Consider the following 20,636-nt stretch of genomic DNA (forward strand, 5'->3'; position numbering starts at 1 on the left):
TCTCAAACGGTAGGATGCGCCTGCTCCGCTCATGAAAATCCTGCCCCTGCTTGTTCTTGCCACGCTGTCCCTGCACGCCGCCGACCCCGTCGAGCTGAAACTCTGGCCCACTGGTGCGCCGGGAAAGATGCTGCCGCATTCCAAGGCCACCGCCGACTTCATCCGCACCAAGGCCGGCAAAAGCACGATCACCGACATCCACGAGCCGACGATCACCGTCTATCGACCCGAGAAGCCGAACGGCACCAGCGTCATCGTCGCCCCCGGCGGCGCGTACATCTTCCTCTCCGCCGTTCACGAAGGCACGCAGGTCTGCGAATGGCTCAACACGATCGGCGTCACCGGCATTCTGCTCAAATACCGCACACCCACTCGTGACGAAGCTGCGCCGCATGAAAAGCCCGTCGCCGATGCCGCCCAGGCCATCGCCATCGTGCGTGAACACGCCAAGGAATGGAGCCTCGATCCGAATCGCGTCGGCCTGCTCGGCTTCAGCGCCGGGGGCAATCTCCTCGCCCACATTGCCTGTGATCGCCCCGCCGCCTCCGCCTTGCCCAACTTCGGCGTCATGATCTACGGCGGCGGCTTTCTGGACAGCAAAGACCCCGCCAAGCTCAAAGACGGCTTCACCGTGCCTGCGGATGCCCCGCCGCTCTTCATCGCCTGCGCTCACGATGACGGCCAGAACCCCGTCGCCTCCACGCTGCTCTACCTCGAATACAAGAAGCACAAGATCCCCGCCGAGCTCCACCTCTTCACGAAAGGCGGCCACGGCTTCGGCATGCGCGATAACAAGCAGCCCATCAACGCCTGGCCGCAACGCTGCGCCGAATGGATGGGCGCGATGGGGTGGATGGGGAAGTGAGTGAGCGCTGAAGCTGCATTGGGAAGTCTTGCTCCCCTGGCGTGGCATCGGTTACGAAGGCTCCCTCTCGCTTCGTTTCGAGGGCTTTGACATCTGGGACGTTCACCCCGCCTATGTCCTCCTCTCACCTGAAGGCCTCCCGCTCCCCATCGACGTCCTCATCACCCGTTCTCCCTCATGAGTGCATTTTTCTTCAGCATCCACGAATCTTGAAGGGAGCGCGGACACTCTTGTCCGCAGCTTGGAACAGCGGACAGGAGTGCCCACGCTCCTCTCCGAAACGTGACACCGGCTGCCAGCCGGTGGATTCGAACCCACAGGCTGCCTGTGTCACCCCCTGCCACCGCTACTCAAAAATCTTCCGGTGCGGGTTGATGAAGCCCCAGGCGACGGCTCCCACCAAGAACAGACCACCGATGAGATACAGCGGAGCATTCCAGTCGTAGTGCTGCTGCAGCCAGATCACGATCAGCGGACATGCGATGCTGCCGATCTGGCCGCTCGTGTTCATCGCCGCGCCCACCACCCCTGTGTGACTGCCGCCGACGTCGATGACCGTTCCCCATGATGCACCGAGGGTGAACATGCTGGCCGCCACCGCAGTGGCGATGCACCACGCCGCGAGCTCGGGATGCGCGGTGGTCGTGGCCAAAAGCATGGCACCGCCGGCGACGAGGTAGGAGGCGGCACCGACACCGACACGCCCGATGCGCAAGCCATAGCGCCGCGTCACGGCATCCGTGGTCACTCCGCCGAGCAAGTCGGCCACCGGGCTCAGCAGCAGGGGCAGGCCGGTGAAAAAGCCCAGCCGCATCGACTCAAAGCCGTGCTGCTCCCGCAGATAATCCGGCAGCCAGGTGATGCAGAAGTAGAAGCCGAAGCTGTTGGGGAAATACATGAGGCAGAGCGGCAGCGTATTGCGGTGCTCCAGCAATTGCTTCCAATAGGCCCAGCCCTCGTGATGCTCTGTGCTCTGATCACGACCCGCTACGATCTTGGCCAATTCCGCCGGACTCACCGCAGGATGTTGCTCAGGATCATCCCGGAACCAGCGGTGCCAGGCGATGGCCCACACGATGCCGGGGATGCCAAAGATCACAAAGGTCCAGCGCCACCCGCACAGGCCCGCCACCGCCAGCGCGATCAGCGGCGTCAGCCCGCCCGTGGCATGCGCCGCAGCAAAGAAGATGCCCTGGATCGTGCCGCGTTCGGAGCGGGGGATCCAGCGTGAGAACGTCCGGGCCATGTTCGGCCACGCGCCCGCCTCGCCAGCACCAAACAGAAAGCGGATCACCAGCAGCGACGAGAAACTCCACGCCGCCGCGGTGGCCATCGTGAACGCCGACCACCACGTCACAATGCGTGTGAGCACCCGGCGCGTGCCCATGCGGTCCGCCCACCAGGCCGTGGGAATCTCAAACGCCGCGTACGCGATGGCGAAGGCGCTGTAGATCCAGCTCATCTCATCCTTGCTCAGCCCGAGATCGCGGCGGATGTCCGGTGCCAGCGTGGCGATGCACGCGCGGTCGAGGTAAGTGACGGCCCCGAGCGCCAGCATGAAGCCGACCACACGGTAGCGGACGCGGGAGGAGGAAGACATCGGTCAGGAACGGGAGAACGCCCAGTATTCAATCAACGATGATATCGGGAACCGACAGCGCACGCGATTTGCTGAAGCGCCAGCGCAGCGTGAGCTTGAAACGCGGCCAAGAGAGCTGCTTGGGTTTCGGGCGCTTGCGGCGGCATTTCGACATCGGTTTTCCGGTGTTCGGGCCGACTGCTTAGCAAACCTCGCCAATGCGTCCATTGGCAGGCCTGCCAATGGACGCCGTTTCCCTGTCGTCTCCTCCCTCTGGCTGCATTCGGCATTCGACATTCAGATTTCGTCATTCACCATGCGCCATGCCGATACTAAACCCCGAAGCCCAGAAAGCCTATGATGAGGCGCTAAAGAGAATTGAGGCGTGCTGGTGGAAAGGAAATGACGGCGTCGAGCTTGATTTAAGCGGTCTAGGTCTTAGCACATTGCCGCCGGAAATTGGTCAGCTCAATTCACTTCGAGATCTCAGGCTTAATGGCAATCCCCTCGAATTATTACCACCGGAAATAGGTCAACTTCAGGCGCTTAGGGGGCTTCATCTTTCAAAGACAGAACTCAGAACTTTGCCACCCGAGATTGGGAATCTCAAGGTGCTGGCATCACTTTATCTTCCTAACAATCGACTTACCACATTACCACCGGAAATAGGCCATCTTAAGGCATTAAAGGTGCTTGATCTCAGTCACAACCAACTTACGGGCTTGCCGCGGGAAATTGGTCGTCTCAGATTGTTGGTTCAACTCGGCCTAACTGACAACCAGCTTGTCATGCTGCCGTCGGAGATCGGCCAGCTCACGGCGCTGACGGCGCTTCATCTCTCTACCAATCAGCTTGTCACGCTGCCATCGGAGATTGGCCAGCTCACGGCGCTGACGCAGCTTAGTCTCTCCAAAAACCAGCTTGTCACGCTGCCGTCGGAGATCGGCCAGCTCACGGCGCTGACGGCGCTTCATCTCTCCAGCAACCAGCTTGTCACGCTGCCGCCGGAGATCGGCCAGCTCACGGCGCTGACGGCGCTTCATCTCTCCAGCAACCAGCTTGTCACGCTGCCGTCGGAGATCGGCCAGCTCACGGCGCTGACGCAGCTTAATCTCTCTACTAACCAGCTTGTCACGCTGCCGTCGGAGATCGGCCAGCTCACGCTGCTGACGGCGCTTAATCTCTCCACCAACCAGCTTGTCACGCTGCCGCCGGAGATCGGCCAGCTCACGCTGCTGACGGCGCTTTATCTCTCCACCAACCAGCTTGTCACGCTGCCGTCGGAGATCGGCCAGCTCACGGCGCTGACGGCGCTTCATCTCTCCACCAACCAGCTTGCCACGCTGCCGCCGGAGATCGGCCAGCTCACGGCGTTGACGGCGCTTCATCTCTCCAGCAACCAGCTTGTCACGCTGCCGTCGGAGATCGGCCAACTCACGGCGTTGACGGCGCTTCATCTCTACAGCAACCAGCTTGTCATGCTGCCGCCGGAGATCGGCCAGCTGACGGCGCTGACGGCGCTTCATCTCTACACCAACCAGCTTGTCACGCTGCCGTCGGAGATCGGCCAGCTCACGCTGCTGACGGCGCTTAATCTCTCCACCAACCAGCTTGTCACGCTGCCGTCGGAGATCGGCCAGCTCACGCTGCTGACGGCGCTTAATCTCTCCACCAACCAGCTTGTCACGCTGCCGCCGGAGATCGGCCAGCTCACGCTGCTGACGGCGCTTTATCTCTCCACCAACCAGCTTGTCACGCTGCCGCCGGAGATCGGCCAACTCACGGCGCTGACGGCGCTTCATCTCTATAACAACCAACTTGTCACCCTGCCGCCGGAGATCGGCCAGCTCGCCAACTTGACGCATTTATTCCTGCACGATAATCCTGCGTTGGGTTTGCCGCTCGAAGTTCTAGGGCCGACGCTTGAGGAGGTTCAAGGTGTCGAAAGCGCAAAGCCGGCCGATCCCCGAGCCATTCTAGATTACTATCATGCACAGCATAGCAAGGAAGCTCGCCCACTCAATGAGGTGAAGATGCTGCTGGTGGGGCGTGGTGGCGCAGGAAAAACGAGTCTGGTAGAGCGACTGATCCGGGGAACGTTTGACCAAAGGCAGGTATCTACGACCGGGATCGCACTGCAAGACTGGAAGCTGCCCTGCCCGGGTGGTGAGGATGTGACGGTGCATGTGTGGGACTTTGCCGGGCAGGTGATTGCCCATGCGACGCATCAGTTCTTCCTTAGCGCACGCAGCGTTTATGTGCTGGTGCTCACGGCGCGGGAAGACAGCCAGCGGGAGGATGCAGAGTACTGGCTGCGGCTGATCCGTGCTTTTGGCAGCGAGGACGGAACGACCTCGAAGGTGCTCGTGGCCCTGAATAAATGGGCCGTGGCTCCAGTGCGACTGGACCGTGAGGCCCTGCGGGAGAAGTACCCCTTCATCATCGGTTTCATGGAGACGGACTGTGAGACGGGCCAGGGCACCGCGGACCTGAAGGCGAAGCTAGCAGAGATCATCGGCAACGATGCCAGCGTGAGGGAGAAGACTGGCGCGGAATATTTCCAGGTGAAGGAAGCGCTGCGGCAGCGCTGGCATGAGCAGCAGACGAATTATCTCGACTATCCGGTCTTTGAAGAAGTGTGCATGGCAGCCGGCGTGACGGACAAGGAGAAGCAGAGGTCGATGGCGGAAAACCTGCACCGCCTCGGGCTGGCGCTGAACTACGGCGATGATCCGCGCCTGCGCGACACGACCGTATTGAACCCACACTGGGTGACGGATGGCATTTACCTGCTGCTGCGCGAGGCACCCAACGAGCGGGCGGAGCTGTCGCTGGAGGCCGCGTGCCGCAAACTGCCCATAGAAGAGCCTCGCCGAGTGATGTTCCTCATTCGCCTGATGCAGAAGTATGACCTGGCTTTCCCGCTGAAAGAGGATGAGCAGCTCTGGCTGGTGCCGCAGGCGCTGGCCGATTCCCAACCGCTGCTGGGAGAGGAATGGCAGGGCAAAGCGACGCGCCTGCGCTGGACTTATGCCGCGCTGCCGGAGGGACTGGTGCCCCGCTTCATCACCCGCACGCACACGCTGAGCGAGGGGCTCGCGCGCTGGCTGAATGGCACGCTGCTGGAACTGGGTCAGGCCCGCGCCGTGGTGCGTGCCGATGCGACAGACCGCCGCATCACCGCCACGGTTCTCGGCCCAGAGCCGGATTGTCAGCAACTTGCCGGTACAATCCAGACGGAGATGCGCGATTTGAATGGTGAGATCAAAGGACTTAATCCACTAGAGGAACTGCAACTTTCCCACGCACCGGAAGTCTGGGCCTCTGTGACGGGATTGGAAAATACGGAGAAGAAGGCGGCACAGAAAAATGCCGAGCCACTGGTCGAGATGCTCACTCCGCAAGGCCCGCTGGAAGTGAACGCCACGGAGGAGAACAACCGCCTGACGGAGCATGATGCGCGCACGGATGTGTGGAAGCCCCGTGTATTCATCAGCTACTCCCATCACGATGACGCGGCGAAGGATCAGCTCGTGCTCAAGCTCAAGGTGCTGCAAACCGCCGGGTTGGTGGACTTCTGGCAGGATGCCGATCTCGCTGCGGGGGAGGAGTGGAACCGTGGCATCACCCAGCAATTGGAGGCGATGGATGTCTTTGTGCTGCTGGTGAGCGATCACTCGCTCACGTCCGACTACATCAACCGCGTGGAGATCACCCGCGCTCTGGAACGTCGCGAACAAAGAAGCGCCGAAGTGGTGCCGGTGATCCTGCACCGCTGCCAGTGGAAAGCCTGTGGCCGCCTCAACCATCTGATCGCATTGCCGAAGGACGGCAAACCGATCAAGGACCACCGTCCGCAATCACTGGGCTGGCATGAAGTATCAGATGGGCTGATGAAAGTCCTCACCAAGCTGAAGGAACGGCATGCTGGTGAACGCCGCTCCATCGAAAGCGAACGTGGGATCAGGTGATCTGCCATTGCAGCAGAGCATCACGAAATAATGCGAAGCTGCGTGACTGTTGCGCGAGCGTGTTCGCGTCCAAAGTGCCGGCGACCTCAATGAGAAACTCATACCATTCCTGGCAATGGTGTTGCCTCATTGCCGCGTAGGCCAGATCCTTCAGTTGGGGTGGAGGAGGCGAGTTAAGATTGATGCGGTAGTAATCAATAGCGAGCGCAGCAGTCTGCTCGGCAAAGGCTGGGAGATTCAACATCGCACTGGGTGACAAAGCTTGGAGAATCCAGCTCTCGATCATCTCCACCGGCACGGCAATGGCACCTGGGCAGGAGACGCCATGATTAGAAACTTCCGCTTGAAGTTCGGCATATCGGTTGGCTTTGCGTTGATCAAAGGCGGAAAGTATGCCTGGAGGCCTGGCTCCATCGGGATGTTGTGGTGAGCGGTCATTGTCGAGGGCGGCGATCCAGAAAATGCCGGGACCACCACCACTGGAATGCCGCACGTCGGCGAGCATGTAACGCAGCATGCGGCGCGCCTGAGCAATGCCCGTGCCTCGACGGCTCTCATAGAACTTAGATTCGAACGCCGTGCCGTGGATGCGCTCGGCGCAGGCGATGTAGAAGAGCGCATCTCCCTCGCTTTCAGCCACGATGTAGATGAAGGGCATGGCGTGAGGAATTTACGCTGCCGGTTTGCGCAGGAACGTTGGCACGCCGCCCACGAGGCCGGAGAACCACATCTGCCCCAGCGGCATTTCTTCCACCGTCGGAGAATCCCAGTCGATGGCCTTGAGGCGGTCGTCGAGATTGGCCAGCGAACTGACGCCGTCGGCCTTCTCCACCAGGACGACGGCTTCGGGTTCATCTTGGAAGTAATCGATGAGATAAGGGTTGTGCGAGGTGGCAATGATTTGCACACCAGTGTCACGCACGATGCGACGGATGATGCCGACGAGCCGCTCGTAAAGCCGCGGATGCAGCGCACGGTCCAGATCCTCGATGAGGATCAGTTGCGGCGGTTCCTTTTGATACAGCACAGTGAGCAAAGCGAGTACCAGCCGCGTGCCTTCCGAAACCTCGCTGAGCGGTGTTTTGTCTTTGAGACCGCGCTCCTGCAACATGATCGTCTTCTTACCCCCGGGTGGCAGGGTGCGGAGAGTGAGTGATTCGATCTCGCTGATGGCTGAGCGGAAGTGAGTGAGAATGGCATCGAAGGCGGACGAGCCTTCCTCGTTGAGGCGTTCAATCACCTGCGTGACACCTTCACCATTCTCGCGCACGAATGGATCGGCCTGTGCAGCCGCCTCAGGTCGGCTGATGGTATCGGGATCAAAGCGGTAGATGGGAAAAAGATGGCGAATGACAAGGGAGGCTTGATCTCCGGCACCAAGCGCTACAACGGCTTGGTCCTGTGGGGTGTTGTGATGCGGTGGCGGATGTGTTCCAAGCAATCGCGCTGATGAATAATCTGCAAAGGCACGCAAAAAATTGGTCTTCCCCGAGTTGTTGGCACCCACGACTAATGTGAACGGACTCAGCCGGCAATTCGCCGCCATAAACGAGCGAAAGTTAGTAAGGCTGATGTGATTAATGTAGGCCATGAAGTAGTCTTGCTGCGATGAGGAGGGGAATCAAGTCTCAGACATATGTGGATTTCGCGAGCTAGCGTATCCACCATCATCGGGAAGTGGACGGACCACCGGCACCTCAGGCCGTGCCAACGGCAGGCAGCCGCCCCGCGTGGCGGAGCGCAACTCGTAACTCGAAGAAGTGCAGCCACTCGCGACGTACTTGTTCGACGCATGAACCCTTCTGCCCCACTCCGCTTCGATCACCCGCTTGGACGTTTTTCAGCCGCCTGGGTGGTCGCGGCCTTGCTCTGCAGTGCGGTGATGGGGCAGGAGCCAGGACTCGCCGCGCCGGTGCGCATCGAATCCGGTGTGAGCGGGCACATTCATCCGGCGCTGTGCCTGAGCACGAAGGGCACGCTGGTGGCCACGTTCTGCAAGAAGGAGTTCATGCCGCATCTCATCACGCGCTCGACGGACGGCGGCAGGACGTGGTCGCCGCCGGCGCTGTTTCCGCCGACGGACAAAATCGCGATCTACCCGGGGTCGCTCACGACGTTGTCGGACGGCCGGCTGCTGCACTGTTGGAATGTGTGGTTTGCGCCGGAGGAGAAGATCAAATCGCGTTACGTCGCCTATTCGCTGAGCAGCGACGATGGCCTGACGTGGAGCGCGCCGGTGAATCTCGCCAAGAATGCCGACCCGAAGATTCACAGCGTCATCCGCCATCCCATTGTCGAGCTGTCGCCGACCGCCTGGCTGCTGCCGCTGGCCGACCGCACGGTGGTCTATGATCCCAAGACCGGAAAGGAGACCGCCTTTGGCGACGGGACCAGCCACGGTCTCGTGCCGTTCGTGCGCACCCCTGCCGGGACGCTGATCAGCGGCAAAGGGCAGCGCTCCACCGATGGCGGTCAGACCTGGCAGTCGATCAAGCCCTTCCCGGATGTCTTCACGCAAGGCTGGCGGCATGAGATGATGGGCCTGAACAACGGCTGGCTGCTCGCCTCGCAAATCGTCGGACCGGGTGTCGGTGGTGACATCATCAATTTCATCATCTCGCGCGATGATGGGCAGACGTGGGATCTGGCGCATCCCGTGGAGTTTTACAATCCCGGTCGTCCCACCGGCGGACGTGCCTGCCCGCGCACGGTCGAGATCGACGCCGAGACGCTCGGCACGATCTATTATGACACGGATGAGAAGCAGGCTGGGGGTTCTGGGGTGTTTTTCCGGACGATGAAGACGGCGGGGTTGAAGTAGAGGGGGAGACTTGGGGACGGTGAGTCGGAGCGAAGAAGTTGAAGCGGGCAAGACGATGAGGCATGGAGCGAGTTCTGATGCCACCCGAGGAACCATCGCTCTTTTCTGCCGCCCCACGCCGGTGGGCCTTGGCGGGTGATGGCATGGCCGAGACTTTGAACGTGCCTGAAGGGGAGACGGCGGGGCTGGAGCTGTTTCAGGGCGCGTCTGCGGACGATGGGTATGCGCGCTGGAAGGTGGAGGTGGCCCAGGCACGGGCGGCGGAGGCTGAGGCACGTCGCGCGGAGGAACTGCCGGCCCAGGGCGATGGCGCGGGCTATGCGGCGTGGAAATCCGAGGCGGAGGCGGCGAGGCGGGCCTTTGAGCAGCGCTGGGGCGTGCCGCTGGGCAAGCCGGTGCGGGTGCAACTGCGCGGCGAGGCACGGGAGCGCGAGGGCTGCTTGTTTGTGGCCGAGGAGACGACTCAGGGCAGGGGCTTGCGTCTGCGTCTGGGCACGGAGGTGTTTGAGACCGGACGGATCGAGAGCGTGGTGCGGGTGGAGTGAGGCCGAGCCGGAGACTGGGAGAAGGGGAGACTTGGAGACAAGGGGAGGGAGAGAATTTCGAACAAGGGATGCCGAGCCGAGGCGCGAGCGAATCGCTGCCGAATTCCGAAGGTTGGAGAGACGGAACTCCAAGTCTCCAAGTCTCCTGAGCGCAGCGAATCTCCCGGTCCAGGCGGGAGGAAGCACGAAGCGGCCGGGTTTACGGCTGCTTCTCCGGCGCGATGGGATGCCCGCCTTCGTTTTCGAAGCTTTGCACGGCCGCGACCTTGTCCTGCGCGGCTTTGGCGGCGGCCTGCTCACGCCGCACCTCGCGCATGCGGCGGTAGCCGACGAGCTTGTTGAGCTGCTCGTCCCACAGGCGGTAGCCGAGGGATTTGAGGCTGGTGCGGAGGGTGATGGGCTTGACCTGCTGAAAGACGGGGTGGGAGTCGTGGCAGCGCTCGAGGTTGTAGTTCGGAATGCGCGAGCTGAGGTGATGGATGTGGTGGTAGCCGATGTTGCCGGAGAACCACTGGAGGATGCGCGGCAGCTTGTAGAAGGAGGAGCCCTGCAAGGCGGCGGCGGTGTAGTCCCAGTCTTCGTGACGCTCCCAGTAGGCGTCTTCAAACTGATGCTGGATGTAGAAGAGCCACACGCCGAAGACGCCGGCGACGCTGGTGATGATGGTCTGGAGGATGAGGTAGGTGCCCAGCCCGAAGACCGAGGAGAGGGCGGCGCCCACGGCGAGGAGGGCGAGGTTCATGTACCAGACGGAGCGGCGCTCGCGGGCGTCGGCACGGCTGTTGGGGATGCGCTGGAGGATGACGAAGAGGACGAAGGGGGCGATAGCGAAGAGGACGATGGGATTGCGGGCGAGCTTGTAGGCAAAGCGTTTCCAGCGCGAGGATTCGAGGTACTCCTGCACGGTCATGGTCCAGACGTCGCCGATGCCACGGCGGTCGAGGTCGCCGGTGGTGGCATGGTGGAGGGCGTGCTCCCAGCGCCACTGGTGGTAGGGCGTGAAGGTGAGGATGCCGGTCAGGAAGCCGGTGATGTCGTTGGCAAGGCGGGAGGAGAAGAATGAGCCGTGGCCGCAGTCATGAAAGATGATGAAGACGCGGACCATGAGCGCGCCGGCGAGCACGGCGAGCGGAACGACGATCCACCAGGAGACGCTGAGGAAATGGTACATGAGCACCCAGAGCACGGCATAGGGAACGAGGGTGTTCACCAACTGCCAGACGGCCCGTTTGACGGACGGGTGCTGGAATTCGGCCACGATAGCCTTCCACTCCTTCACGGAGGGAAAGCGCGGGGCGGGTGGGGTGTCGAAAGAGGCTGTCACAGGGATGGCTGACATGGAAGTCAATGTGGGTGGGGCGAAGGGTGGGTCAAGCGGCGTAGGTCGGCCGCGGGTGTTCTCGCAGGTATGTGATACGTTCGAGACGAGCTTTCGGCGGGCTGTTTTTGTGGGTGGTGCCAGGGTTGCCTCGGGCAATGGTGAGGTGCCGCAGTGACGGGGTGTTTCCTTTGACATCGGGGGCGGGGTTTCCAGAGTCGCGCCGCCATGATGCTCTCCCGACCACTTGCTCTTGCCTTGTTGATGATGACCGCCGCTGCCGCTTTCGCGGTGGATGATTATGTGCCAGGGCCGGACTCCAAGCCGCAACCCGGCGTGCCGAAGGGTGAGGTCATCAAACTCGAGTTCAAGGGCAGCAAGATCTTTCCCGGCACGGTGCGGGATTACTGGATCTATGTGCCAGCGCAATACTCGCCGGAGAAACCGGCCTGCGTGCATGTGAACCAGGATGGCATCCAAAATCAGGCACCGGTGGTGTTCGACAACCTCATCGCCAAAAAGGAAATGCCGGTGACGATCGGCGTCTTTGTGATGCATGGCCGTGTGCCAGCACGGGACGGGAACGCGGCGCTGGATCGATTCAACCGCAGCGTGGAGTATGACGGCCTGGGCGATGCGTATGCGCGCTTCCTGCTCGAAGAACTGCTGCCCGAGGTGGAGAAGCAGAAAACGAGCGACGGGCGGGCGATCCGCCTTTCGAAGAGCGGCAACGACCGCTGCATCGCGGGCAGCAGCAGCGGGGCCATCGCGGCCTTCACGGCGGCCTGGGAGCGGCCGGAGGCTTTCAGCCGGGTGTTTAGCACCATCGGCACCTATGTGGATCAGCGCGGTGGGAATGATTACCCGGTGATGATCCGCAAGAACGAGCCAAAGGCGCTGCGAGTCTTCCTGCAAGACGGCAGCAATGACGCGAACGGCACGGGCGGGAACTGGTTCCTCGCGAACCAGGAGATGCTGTCGGCCTTTGAGTTCGCCGGTTACGAGGTGAACCACGTTTGGGGCGATGGCGGCCACAACGGCAAGCATGCCACGGCGATTTTCCCGGACGCGATGCGCTGGCTGTGGAAAGACTGGCCGAAACCGGTGACGAAGGGCGTGAACTCACGCGCTCCGGTGATGGAGGTGCTCGGTGCGGACAGCGAATGGCAGCTCGTGAGCGAAGGGCACGGCTTCACTGAAGGCCCGGCGGTGAACGCGAAGGGCGAGGTGTTCTTCACCGACATCCCGAACAGCCACATCCACAAGGTCGCGCTCGATGGTAAGGTCAGCGTCTTCGCTGAAGACACGGGCGAGGCCAACGGGCTGATGTTTGGCCCGGACGGGCGCTTGTTTGCCTGCGCGAGCGGCAAGAAGCAGATCGTGGCCTACGACGAAGCGGGGAAGGGGAGCGTGATCGCCAGCGACATCGATTCGAATGACCTGTGCGTGGCGCAGAACGGCAATCTCTACGTCACCGATCCGCCGCACAAGCAGGTGTGGCTCATCACGCCGCAGGGCGAGAAGCGTGTGGTCGATACGAATGACAAAAACGGCATCGCCTTCCCGAACGGCGTGCGGTTGACGCCGGATCAAAGTCTCCTGCTCGTCGCGGACATGCGCGGGCAGTTTGTGTGGAGCTATCACATCGAGGCGGACGGCTCGCTGAGCGCGAAGCAGCCGTATCATCATCTGCGCCTGCCCGATGGCGTGATGGAAAGCGGCGCGGACGGCATGACGCTGGATGCCAAGGGCCGACTCTACGTCACGACGCATGCGGGCCTCCAGTTCTGCGACCAGGCGGGTCGCGTGAACGGCATCATCGCCAAACCGCAGCGCAAGTGGCTGGCGAACGCGGTCTTCGGCGGCGCGAACTTCGACGAGCTGTTCGTGTGCAGCAGCGACAAGATTTTCAAACGCAAGACGACGGTGAAGGGCGTGCGGTCGGCTGACGCGCCGATCAAGCCGGAGAAGCCGAGGCTGTAAGAATGGCTTCGCGTTTCTGGTTTCTAGTTCCAAGTCGTTTGCGACTTCAGCACCTGCTTGGAACCTGAAACTTGAAACCTGAAACTTTCCCCATGAAGCCGATCTTCCTGTCCCTGCTCGCCACCTCCTCGTTTTTCGCTGCTGATGTCGCTTCCGTGACGAATCAGGAGCTGCCCTCGCTCGTGGAGCTTTATAAAGAACTGCATGTGAACCCGGAGCTGTCGCTGCATGAGGTCGAGACGGCGGCCCGCATCGCCAAGGAGCTGCGCGAGGCCGGATTGGAGGTCACGGAGAAGGTTGGTGGCAACGGCATCGTCGGCGTGCTCAAAAATGGCGATGGCCCGGTGATCCTGGTGCGCACCGATTTGGACGGACTGCCGGTGAAGGAGCAAACCGGTGCGCCTTACGCGAGCACGAAGGTCGTGAAGGATGATCTCGGTCGCGAGGTGAACGTGATGCACGCCTGCGGGCATGACATCCACATGGCGAGCTTCATCGGCACGGCGCGGGCTTTGAGCAAGCTGCGCGATCAATGGAAGGGCACGGTCGTCATGATCGGGCAACATGCGGAGGAGCGCGTGCTCGGCGCTCGACTCATGCTGCGAGCGGGCCTGTTTTCCAAGTTTCCGAAGCCGGACAAGGCCATCGCGTTGCATTGCGCCTCCGACATGGCGCATGGCCAGATCGGCATCGTCGAAGGTTACGCGCTGGCGAATGTCGATAGCGTCGAGATCGTCGTCAAAGGCGTCGGCGGGCATGGCTCCATGCCGCATTTGACCAGAGACCCCATCGTGCTCGCCTCACACATCGTGCTGGCCTTGCAGACCATCGTCAGCCGCGAGGTGCGGCCCGGTGATCCGGCGGTGGTGACGGTCGGCAGCATCCACGGTGGCACGAAGAGCAACATCATCTCCGACGAGGTGCGCCTCCAGCTCACGTTGCGCAGCTATCAGACGGACACGCGCAAGAAGCTCGTCGAATCCATCAAGCGCATCGTCAAAGCCCAGGCCGAGTCCGCCAACATGCCCGTCGACAAAATGCCCGAGGTCATCGTCTCCGACGACCAAGCGCCCGCGCTCTACAACCAGCCCGCCTTGTGCGCTGAAGTGCGCGGCCTGGTCGGCTCCGCCATCGGTCCTGACAAGGTCCTCACCCGCGAACCCGTGATGGGAGCCGAAGACTTTGCCGAATACGGCCTCACCAAGGAAAAAGTGCCGCTGTGCATGTTCTGGCTCGGCACACAGCCGCCGGAGGTCGTCGCCGAGGCCAAGGCGAAAGGCACCACGCTGCCCTCACTGCATTCCCCCTTCTTCAAACCGGTTCCCGAGCCCAGCATTGAAACGGGAGTGAAGGCGATGACTTCTGCGGTGCTGGGTTTGATGAAAAAGTGATTGGATCCTTAAAGGCCGTTGGGCGTGTACTTCACTTTTGCACCCACGGCAGCACGATGTGCGAGGGATGCTCGGCACCGTAATGAATCGTGTTCGTGGCGATGACCGTGCGGCGGTGCTGCTGGAGCGGCTCGCCGGTGTTTGGATTCACGTCGAAGCGTGGGAAGTTGCTGCTGCTGATGTCCACGCGGATGCGATGACCCTTTTTGAAGACATTGCTCGTGGGGTAGAGCTTGATGGTGAAAGGATAGACCTTCCCCGGCTCCATGAGCTTTTCTTCCTGGAGCGAGTCGCGGAAACGGGCACGGACGATGCCGTCCTGGAGATTGAGGTCGAAGCCATGCGGCCAGTCGGCGCTGGGCGGATAAACGTCGATGAGTTTGGCGGTGAAGTCGGTGTCCACGGCTGAAGACGAGGCCCAAAGCTTCACCTCGATCTCGCCGGTGATTTCGATGTCTTCGGCAAGCGGTGCCGTCTGAAATACGAGCACGTCGCTGCGGGCAGAAAGCGGGATGGGCTTCGTCCAGTTCCAGAATTTTTCACCGCCACGCTGATCCCACGCGCCCTGCTGCATGATGCCGTCGCCGGAGGAGATGTTGCCGCCGAGCGTGGGAACAGGATTCTTCGGATCGAAGGCGTAGGTCGTCGCTCCGCCTTCGTTTTTTGGCTTCACGTCGCTCAAAAGACCGTCGGCATGCAAATAGAACGGCGTGGGCTTCGCACGAGCGAGCGGCCACTCGTTTTCATCGCGCCACTGGCCGCCGTGATTGAGCAGGCCGTCCTTGGTCTTGCTGCCATCGCCGGTGCCCATGACGAAGATGCGCACTTTCTTGGCGAAGGGCGCGGATTTGCCGACGCTGTTGTCGAGACCCTTCATCCAGTGATCAAACCACTCTTTGCGCCACGCGAGCTGATCCGCGATGGCCGCCTCGCTACCGAACTCGACCTGGCCGTGCGCGGATTTGCCCTGCGCGCCATGAATCCACGGCCCCATGATCAAATAAACATCGCTTTTCAGCGTCTTCGAGAGCGTGGTGAAGTTGGCAGAGGTGTTGCCGGCCCATGAATCATACCAGCCGCCGACGAGATAGACGGGCATGTCCTTGTAGCGCGTGGGATCGGCCAGGATGTTGTTCTGCGCCCAGAAAGCGTCGTCCTTGCCGTGGCGCATGGCCTGGATGAGCCAGTCCTCGTATTCGGGAGCGAGCTTGAGCGGCGTGGAGCCTGGACGCAGCGGCAGATGGTTCAGATAATCCCAGCGGTTGTCCGCCATCTCCTTCAACTCGGCCTGCGTGGCGGGATCGAGCGCGGCGTTGCTGCCTTTGCCCGCGTTGAGCATGATCCAGTTCCAGAAGCGCATTTCAAACGCGCCCGCGTTGCGCATGCTCTGGCGGCCCATGTTGGACACGGCATCGACGGGAATGACGGTGGTGAGCTGTGGCACTTTTTCGAGCGCCATCGCATGCTGCGTGCCGCCGACATACGAGGTTCCTACCATGCCGATCTTGCCGTTCGACCACGGCTGCGCGGCGATCCACGCGGCGCAATCGGCTCCATCGACGCCATCATCGGTCATCCAGTGCCAAACGCCTTCCGAAGCATAACGACCCCGCGTGTCCTGCGCCACGAAGGCATAGCCATTCGCGGCAAAGTATTCACCGAAGCTCTTCGCGCCGTCCTTGTTGTAAGGCAGGCGCGTCAGGATGACGGGCAGCTTGTCCTTGTTTCCGGCAGGCAGGTAGATGTCCGTGGCAAGCATCACGCCGTCGCGCATCGGCACCATGACGTTCTTTTGGACTTCGGGAGCCGCCTCTTGCCCATGCAGCAACGAGGCAGCCAGCAAGACAGCCGTGAACAACGAGCGCTGGATCATGAGCTTACTCCGCGAGCAGTTTTGCCACCTGTTCCTCCAGACCGCCGCGCGCATTGGTGCTCACGACCATGCCCTTCTTGTTCAGCAGCCACATGGCCGGGATCGAGTTGATGCCATACTTGGTGGAGATCTCGTTTTGCCAGCCCTTGCCGTCGAAGTACTGCGGCCACTCCATGCCTTTGTCCTTCACGAATGCCTGCAACTCCGCTTTATCGGAATCGAGCGAGATACCGACGATCTCGAAACCTTTCGGATGCAGTTCCTTGTAGGCTTTGATCACGTTTGGCAGCTCAGCCACGCACGGTCCGCACCAGGTGGCCCAGAAGTCGATGAGCACGACCTTGCCCTGAAGTTTCGCCAAATCGACCTCACGGCCATCCACGGCGGTGAATTTCATCTCCAGCGGCTTGGTCTTGATCTCGGCGGCGGCCTTGATGCTCTTCACCTTGCCTTCGACCATCTTGTTCATTTTCTCAGCCGGGAAGTCTTTCAGGTGCTTCTCCGCCTTGGCGATCCAAGCGGCAGTGTCTCCACCGGGGCCTTCGGCAGCCTCCGCAGATTCCATGACATCAATCAGACTTGCCTGTGATTTGGTCTCGGGTTTGGCGTCCTCGGCTTTGATGATATCAGCAAGGCTGATGGCGGCTTTGGTAGGCGCTGGCACACCCGCTATCTCACGCGCACGTCCCACCATTGCTTCAAACAAGGCCGCGTCATAACGAGCAACATTGGCCGGGGCCGCCTTCATGGCAGCTGCGTAGGCCGCGTCGAAGCTGACGAGACCGGTTTTGAGCAGCTCGATGGCCTGCTCACGCGACTGTGGCTTCTCCTTTGGATTTTTGATGCCCTCAATGCTGTCATTGACCTTCTGCCATTCGGCATCGCCGTCAGCAGCAAGAGTTATGGAAGAAACGGCCAGGACCAAAGTCGTGACCCCGATGCGGAGAAGGCGGTGCGCGTTCATGAGCCAGCCTAAACGGGGCAAACCACCGCTGACAATCGTTTACGCGAAGATTTCTGTCACAGCCTTCCCTTTCCCGTCCTCGGTGACGTAGAACGGTCGGCCTTCGATTTCGAACTCGGTCTTCGGGCTGATGCCCATCGCAGTCATGATCGTGGCATGCAAGTCCATGACACTGACGGGGTTCTTCGTGGCGATGAGCGGGCGTTCGTCGGCGGTTTCGCCGTAGAGGAAACCTTTCTTCACACCGCCGCCGAAGGTCATGACGCTGGTGCCGCCGGTGAAATGGCGGTGCAGGCCGTAGTGCTTCATCTCACTGAGCGTATCGACCTTGAATGTGGTTTGGTCGTTCGCGGTGGAGCCGGGCTTGCCTTCCATGAGCGCATCGCGGCTGAACTCGCTGGCGATGACGATGAGCGTGCGGTCGAGCAGGCCCTTCGCCTCCAGATCGAGCACGAGCTGAGCGATGGGTGCGTCGATTTCCTTGTGCATGGCGTCCACGGTCGTGTGGCCGTCCTTGTGCGTGTCCCATTGGAAGAAGGGGACGTACTCGGTGGTGACCTCGACAAATCGTGTGCCCGCCTCGACCAAACGACGTGCGAGCAGACAGCCACGGCCAAAGCGGCCCGTGTCATACTTCGCGTAACTCTCCTTCGGCTCCAGCGTGATGTCGAAGGCCTCGCGCTCCTTCGCGCTGAGCAGTCGGTAGGCGTTGTCCATGCTGCGTAGCATGGATTCCTGCTGGTAATCGCTCATGAACTCGCGCTGCGGGCTTTGATCGACGAGTTTACGGAACAGACGGTCGCGATTGGCGAAACGGTTCGCGTCCATGCCCTTCGGCGGTTTCACGGACTGCGCCGCTTCCTCGGGGAAGGGGAGATTCATCGGTCCGAACTCGCTGCCAAAGAATCCGGCGGTGGTGAAGGCCTTCAACTCCTCGCTTTCGCCCACGCCTTCGAGCCGCTGGCCGATGTTGATGAACGCGGGCATCACCTTGTTGCGCGGGCCGAGCACCTTCGCCATCCACGAGCCGATGTGCGGACACGCCACCGTCTGCGGAGGGACATAACCCGTGTGCCAATGATACTGGTGCCGCGAGTGCAAAATGCTGCCGAGATCCGGCTGCACCGCGCTGCGGATCAGCGTGCCGCGATCCATGACCTTGGCGATGTTTTCGAGACCCTGGCAGATTTTGATGCCGTCCACGCTCGTGTTGATTGCCGGGAAGGTGCTGAGCATCCGCTTCACTTCGAGACCCTTCTCGAACGGCAGATAACCCTTCGGGTCAAACGTGTCTGGTGCCGCCATCCCGCCCGCCATCCAGAGCAAGATGCAGGCGTCGGCTTTCGCAGGTGGATGCGTGACTTTGTCGCCGGTTTTGGCCCAGATCGCCTTCGGCGCGCCAGTCATCCACGCGGCGGTGGAAGCGGCGGCGAGCTTCTTCAAGAAATCGCGGCGGACAAGGTGCTCTGGGAGGTTGGGATCGAGATCGTGCATATCATTCAAACGAAACAGCCCAAGGGGAGTGTTGCAAGGAACTCCAGACTTGTGTCAGCCCCCAAGATTCCGCCATTGACTGCCGTGAAGCCGTCGCCATCTGCATACGCCGTGTTTCCGACCACCCACCATCTGCTGTTTGTGCTGCTGCCGCTCGCGCTGGCGGCGCGCATGGCGCTGAAGCCGCGACCGGCCACGCTGGACGTGGCGCAGGGCGTGATGCGCTTCTGCCTAGGCATGGGCAAGTGGGTGCTGTTGGTCGGTCCGCTGTGGCATCTCTCCGGCATGGTGATGCTTGGCGGCACAGAAAGCCTGAGCAAGGGCGTGGCATGGATGGGATTTCTGGCGCGGCTGCTGAGCCTGCACTTCGCCTTCACGAGCGCGGGAGATTTGATCGCTGGTCTCGGCGGCATGATGGGCGTCAAGATTGAGGACAAGGTGCAGTCCCTGATCGATCTGCGTTTCCTCACGCATGGCAAACTTATCCGGCTGCTTCCTTTGTTGATCCTTCTCACGGTACTGAGCCTGTCGGCGGACGCGGTAACTTGGGGCGATGCCTGGCTGCATCTGCGGGCGCTGTTCACGCCTCCGGTCAAAACGATTGCCACGGTGTTCCAGGAAGCGCGTGTGTGGAGTGATTATCACACCATCACGATGGTCGCAGCGCTGGCCTGCTTTCTTGGCCTGCCTTACTCGCGTGACTTTTTGCGCACTCCCGCCTTCTGGAAGGGCGCGATCTGCCTCGGTGTGTTCTTCTTCGCCATGGCGCTGCTGTGGACTCATTCCCCTCCCGCGTGATGAAGCCCGCCCTGCCCAAAATTGATCCCGCCAAGCGCACTGTGGTGCCGCCGGAGCCGGAATTCAGCCCCCAGGAGGCGCTGAAACTCGTGCGCGTGTTTGTGATCGCGCTCGTGGTGCCGCTGGTGTTTGAGATCGCTACCTGTTTCACGCCTTCAAGGACCAATCTGGCCGCCGCCTGCGTGCGCAGCGGCATGCAGTGGGTGCTGACGCATGTGCTGCATGAGGGCAATCGCGACGTGTATCTCGCACGCGAGGGCTGGCTCTTCCCCCACGCCGAGATCGACCGTCTGGTGCATGCGAAACGCGAAAGCAACGAGACCCAGGCCCGTTTGACTGCGCTGGCTTCGCGTCTGAAAGCACAGGAGACAAGCCTGCTCGTGGTGCTGATCCCCGGACGCGCGGCGCTTTATCCCGAGCAGATCCGCGATGGGCGCTACACGGGCCCGGTGCGTCTGAAGGAGGAGAATGCCCAAGTCGCGGAGCTCAAGGCGGCAGGCATTGAGGTGATGGACATGACCGACGCGCTGTGGGAATTCCGCGACCGGCAGCAGGTGTTCTTCGCGCAGGACAGCCACTGGACCCCGGAGGCAATGAAAGCCGTCGCGCTGGCGGTGAACAAGCAGGTGCGTGAAAAATTCCCGCGCCTCGTCAGCACCGAGACGCCGATCATCAACGCCACCATTCTGGAGCAGGCGGATTCCGGTGATCTGAGCCGCAGGCTCGATCCTCTCAACACCGCTCGGCTGCTGGGTGATGAAGGCGCGGACCTGATTTCCATCCAGGGCATCGAGCCGAGTGCGAAATCCCCCATTGTCCTGCATGGCAGCGAATTGCTGCGCGTCTTTGACGATCCGCAGCTCAGCTTTGGCGGAGGTGCCGAATCGCCCAAGGCCGGATTCGCCACGCAGCTTGGCATGCTGCTCGGGCGTCCGGTGGAGGTGCGCGGCCTGCCACGGGCTGGTGAAGGTTATGAGGACAAAAAGCTCGTCATCTGGCTGTTGCCGATGACGGAACTGGTGCCGTAAGTTTTG

General features: G+C 61.4%; 16 protein-coding genes and 2 pseudogenes. 9 read left to right on the top strand and 9 right to left on the bottom strand.

From position 1 onward, the window contains the following. Positions 1–31 precede the first annotated feature (31 nt). Positions 32–865, top strand: coding sequence for an alpha/beta hydrolase (locus ACILSI_RS04740; protein ID WP_395720703.1), 834 nt, complete (start codon positions 32–34; stop codon positions 863–865). 346 nt (positions 866–1,211) lie between these two features. Here the strand turns inward: ACILSI_RS04740 and ACILSI_RS04745 are convergent, their stop codons facing one another. Together ACILSI_RS04745 and ACILSI_RS04750 are read right to left on the bottom strand one after the other, a co-directional pair. Continuing rightward, positions 1,212–2,465 carry an MFS transporter gene (locus ACILSI_RS04745; RefSeq protein WP_395720704.1) on the bottom strand — a complete coding sequence of 418 codons (1,254 nt, stop codon included), beginning with the start codon at positions 2,463–2,465 and terminating at the stop codon, positions 1,212–1,214. Positions 2,466–2,493: 28 nt separating this feature from the next. Next, a complete protein-coding gene (locus ACILSI_RS04750) occupies positions 2,494–2,619 on the bottom strand; it encodes a hypothetical protein (protein ID WP_395720705.1) in 126 nt (41 codons plus the stop codon). A 148-nt stretch (positions 2,620–2,767) separates the two neighbouring features. On the opposite strand from ACILSI_RS04750, the pseudogene ACILSI_RS04755 reads away from it, so the two are divergent. Continuing rightward, positions 2,768–3,217 (top strand): annotated as a pseudogene (locus ACILSI_RS04755) (leucine-rich repeat domain-containing protein); the annotation flags it as partial. Positions 3,218–3,232: 15 nt separating this feature from the next. Then, on the top strand, positions 3,233–6,415 hold the full coding sequence (locus tag ACILSI_RS04760) for a COR domain-containing protein (protein ID WP_395720793.1): 3,183 nt from the start codon (positions 3,233–3,235) through the stop codon (positions 6,413–6,415). Here ACILSI_RS04760 and ACILSI_RS04765 read toward each other — a convergent pair. The 3 genes and pseudogenes from ACILSI_RS04765 to ACILSI_RS04775 form a co-directional block, all read right to left on the bottom strand. Next, positions 6,408–7,055 (bottom strand): hypothetical protein, encoded by a 648-nt coding sequence (locus ACILSI_RS04765; RefSeq protein ID WP_395720706.1) that lies wholly within the window; start codon positions 7,053–7,055, stop codon positions 6,408–6,410. The genes ACILSI_RS04760 and ACILSI_RS04765 overlap by 8 nt on opposite strands. 30 nt (positions 7,056–7,085) lie before the next feature. Continuing rightward, complete coding sequence (locus ACILSI_RS04770; RefSeq protein WP_395720794.1) at positions 7,086–7,856, bottom strand: AAA family ATPase; 771 nt, start codon at positions 7,854–7,856, stop codon at positions 7,086–7,088. Positions 7,857–7,889: 33 nt separating this feature from the next. Next, positions 7,890–8,006, bottom strand: a pseudogene (locus ACILSI_RS04775) (AAA family ATPase); the annotation flags it as partial. A gap of 201 nt (positions 8,007–8,207) precedes the next feature. On the opposite strand from ACILSI_RS04775, the gene ACILSI_RS04780 reads away from it, so the two are divergent. Continuing rightward, positions 8,208–9,236, top strand: coding sequence for a sialidase family protein (locus ACILSI_RS04780; RefSeq protein ID WP_395720707.1), 1,029 nt, complete (start codon positions 8,208–8,210; stop codon positions 9,234–9,236). Positions 9,237–9,298: 62 nt separating this feature from the next. After that, the gene (locus ACILSI_RS04785) at positions 9,299–9,781 is read left to right on the top strand and encodes a hypothetical protein (RefSeq protein WP_395720708.1); all 483 of its coding nucleotides are present in this window, start codon (positions 9,299–9,301) and stop codon (positions 9,779–9,781) included. Positions 9,782–9,980: 199 nt separating this feature from the next. Here ACILSI_RS04785 and ACILSI_RS04790 read toward each other — a convergent pair whose 3' ends face one another. Continuing rightward, entirely contained in the window at positions 9,981–11,120 is a 1,140-nt protein-coding gene (locus ACILSI_RS04790) for a fatty acid desaturase (RefSeq protein ID WP_395720709.1), read from the bottom strand. A 243-nt stretch (positions 11,121–11,363) separates the two neighbouring features. Here ACILSI_RS04790 and ACILSI_RS04795 point away from each other — a divergent pair, with 243 nt between their 5' ends. Together ACILSI_RS04795 and ACILSI_RS04800 are read left to right on the top strand one after the other, a co-directional pair. Further along, on the top strand, positions 11,364–13,082 hold the full coding sequence (locus ACILSI_RS04795; protein ID WP_395720710.1) for an SMP-30/gluconolactonase/LRE family protein: 1,719 nt from the start codon (positions 11,364–11,366) through the stop codon (positions 13,080–13,082). A gap of 92 nt (positions 13,083–13,174) precedes the next feature. Beyond that, entirely contained in the window at positions 13,175–14,473 is a 1,299-nt protein-coding gene (locus ACILSI_RS04800; protein WP_395720711.1) for an amidohydrolase, read from the top strand. A 31-nt stretch (positions 14,474–14,504) separates the two neighbouring features. On the opposite strand, the gene ACILSI_RS04805 is transcribed toward ACILSI_RS04800, so the two are convergent. From ACILSI_RS04805 to ACILSI_RS04815, 3 genes are read right to left on the bottom strand one after another with little or no spacing between them, the layout of a single operon-like run. Further along, positions 14,505–16,346, bottom strand: coding sequence for a CocE/NonD family hydrolase (locus tag ACILSI_RS04805; RefSeq protein ID WP_395720712.1), 1,842 nt, complete (start codon positions 16,344–16,346; stop codon positions 14,505–14,507). A 4-nt stretch (positions 16,347–16,350) separates the two neighbouring features. Further along, a complete protein-coding gene (locus ACILSI_RS04810; protein WP_395720713.1) occupies positions 16,351–17,310 on the bottom strand; it encodes a TlpA family protein disulfide reductase in 960 nt (319 codons plus the stop codon). A gap of 39 nt (positions 17,311–17,349) precedes the next feature. Continuing rightward, positions 17,350–18,804 (bottom strand): DUF1501 domain-containing protein, encoded by a 1,455-nt coding sequence (locus tag ACILSI_RS04815; RefSeq protein ID WP_395720714.1) that lies wholly within the window; start codon positions 18,802–18,804, stop codon positions 17,350–17,352. A gap of 111 nt (positions 18,805–18,915) precedes the next feature. Between ACILSI_RS04815 and ACILSI_RS04820 the strand changes: the two genes are divergently transcribed. Then, positions 18,916–19,602, top strand: a complete 687-nt coding sequence (locus tag ACILSI_RS04820) for a hypothetical protein (RefSeq protein WP_395720715.1) — start codon at positions 18,916–18,918, stop codon at positions 19,600–19,602. Next, positions 19,602–20,630 carry a hypothetical protein gene (locus tag ACILSI_RS04825; RefSeq protein WP_395720716.1) on the top strand — a complete coding sequence of 343 codons (1,029 nt, stop codon included), beginning with the start codon at positions 19,602–19,604 and terminating at the stop codon, positions 20,628–20,630. Before ACILSI_RS04820 ends, ACILSI_RS04825 begins: the two co-directional genes overlap by 1 nt. Positions 20,631–20,636 lie beyond the last annotated feature (6 nt).

It is taken from the genome of Prosthecobacter sp. (assembly GCF_044232965.1).
Lineage (GTDB): Bacteria > Verrucomicrobiota > Verrucomicrobiia > Verrucomicrobiales > Verrucomicrobiaceae > Prosthecobacter.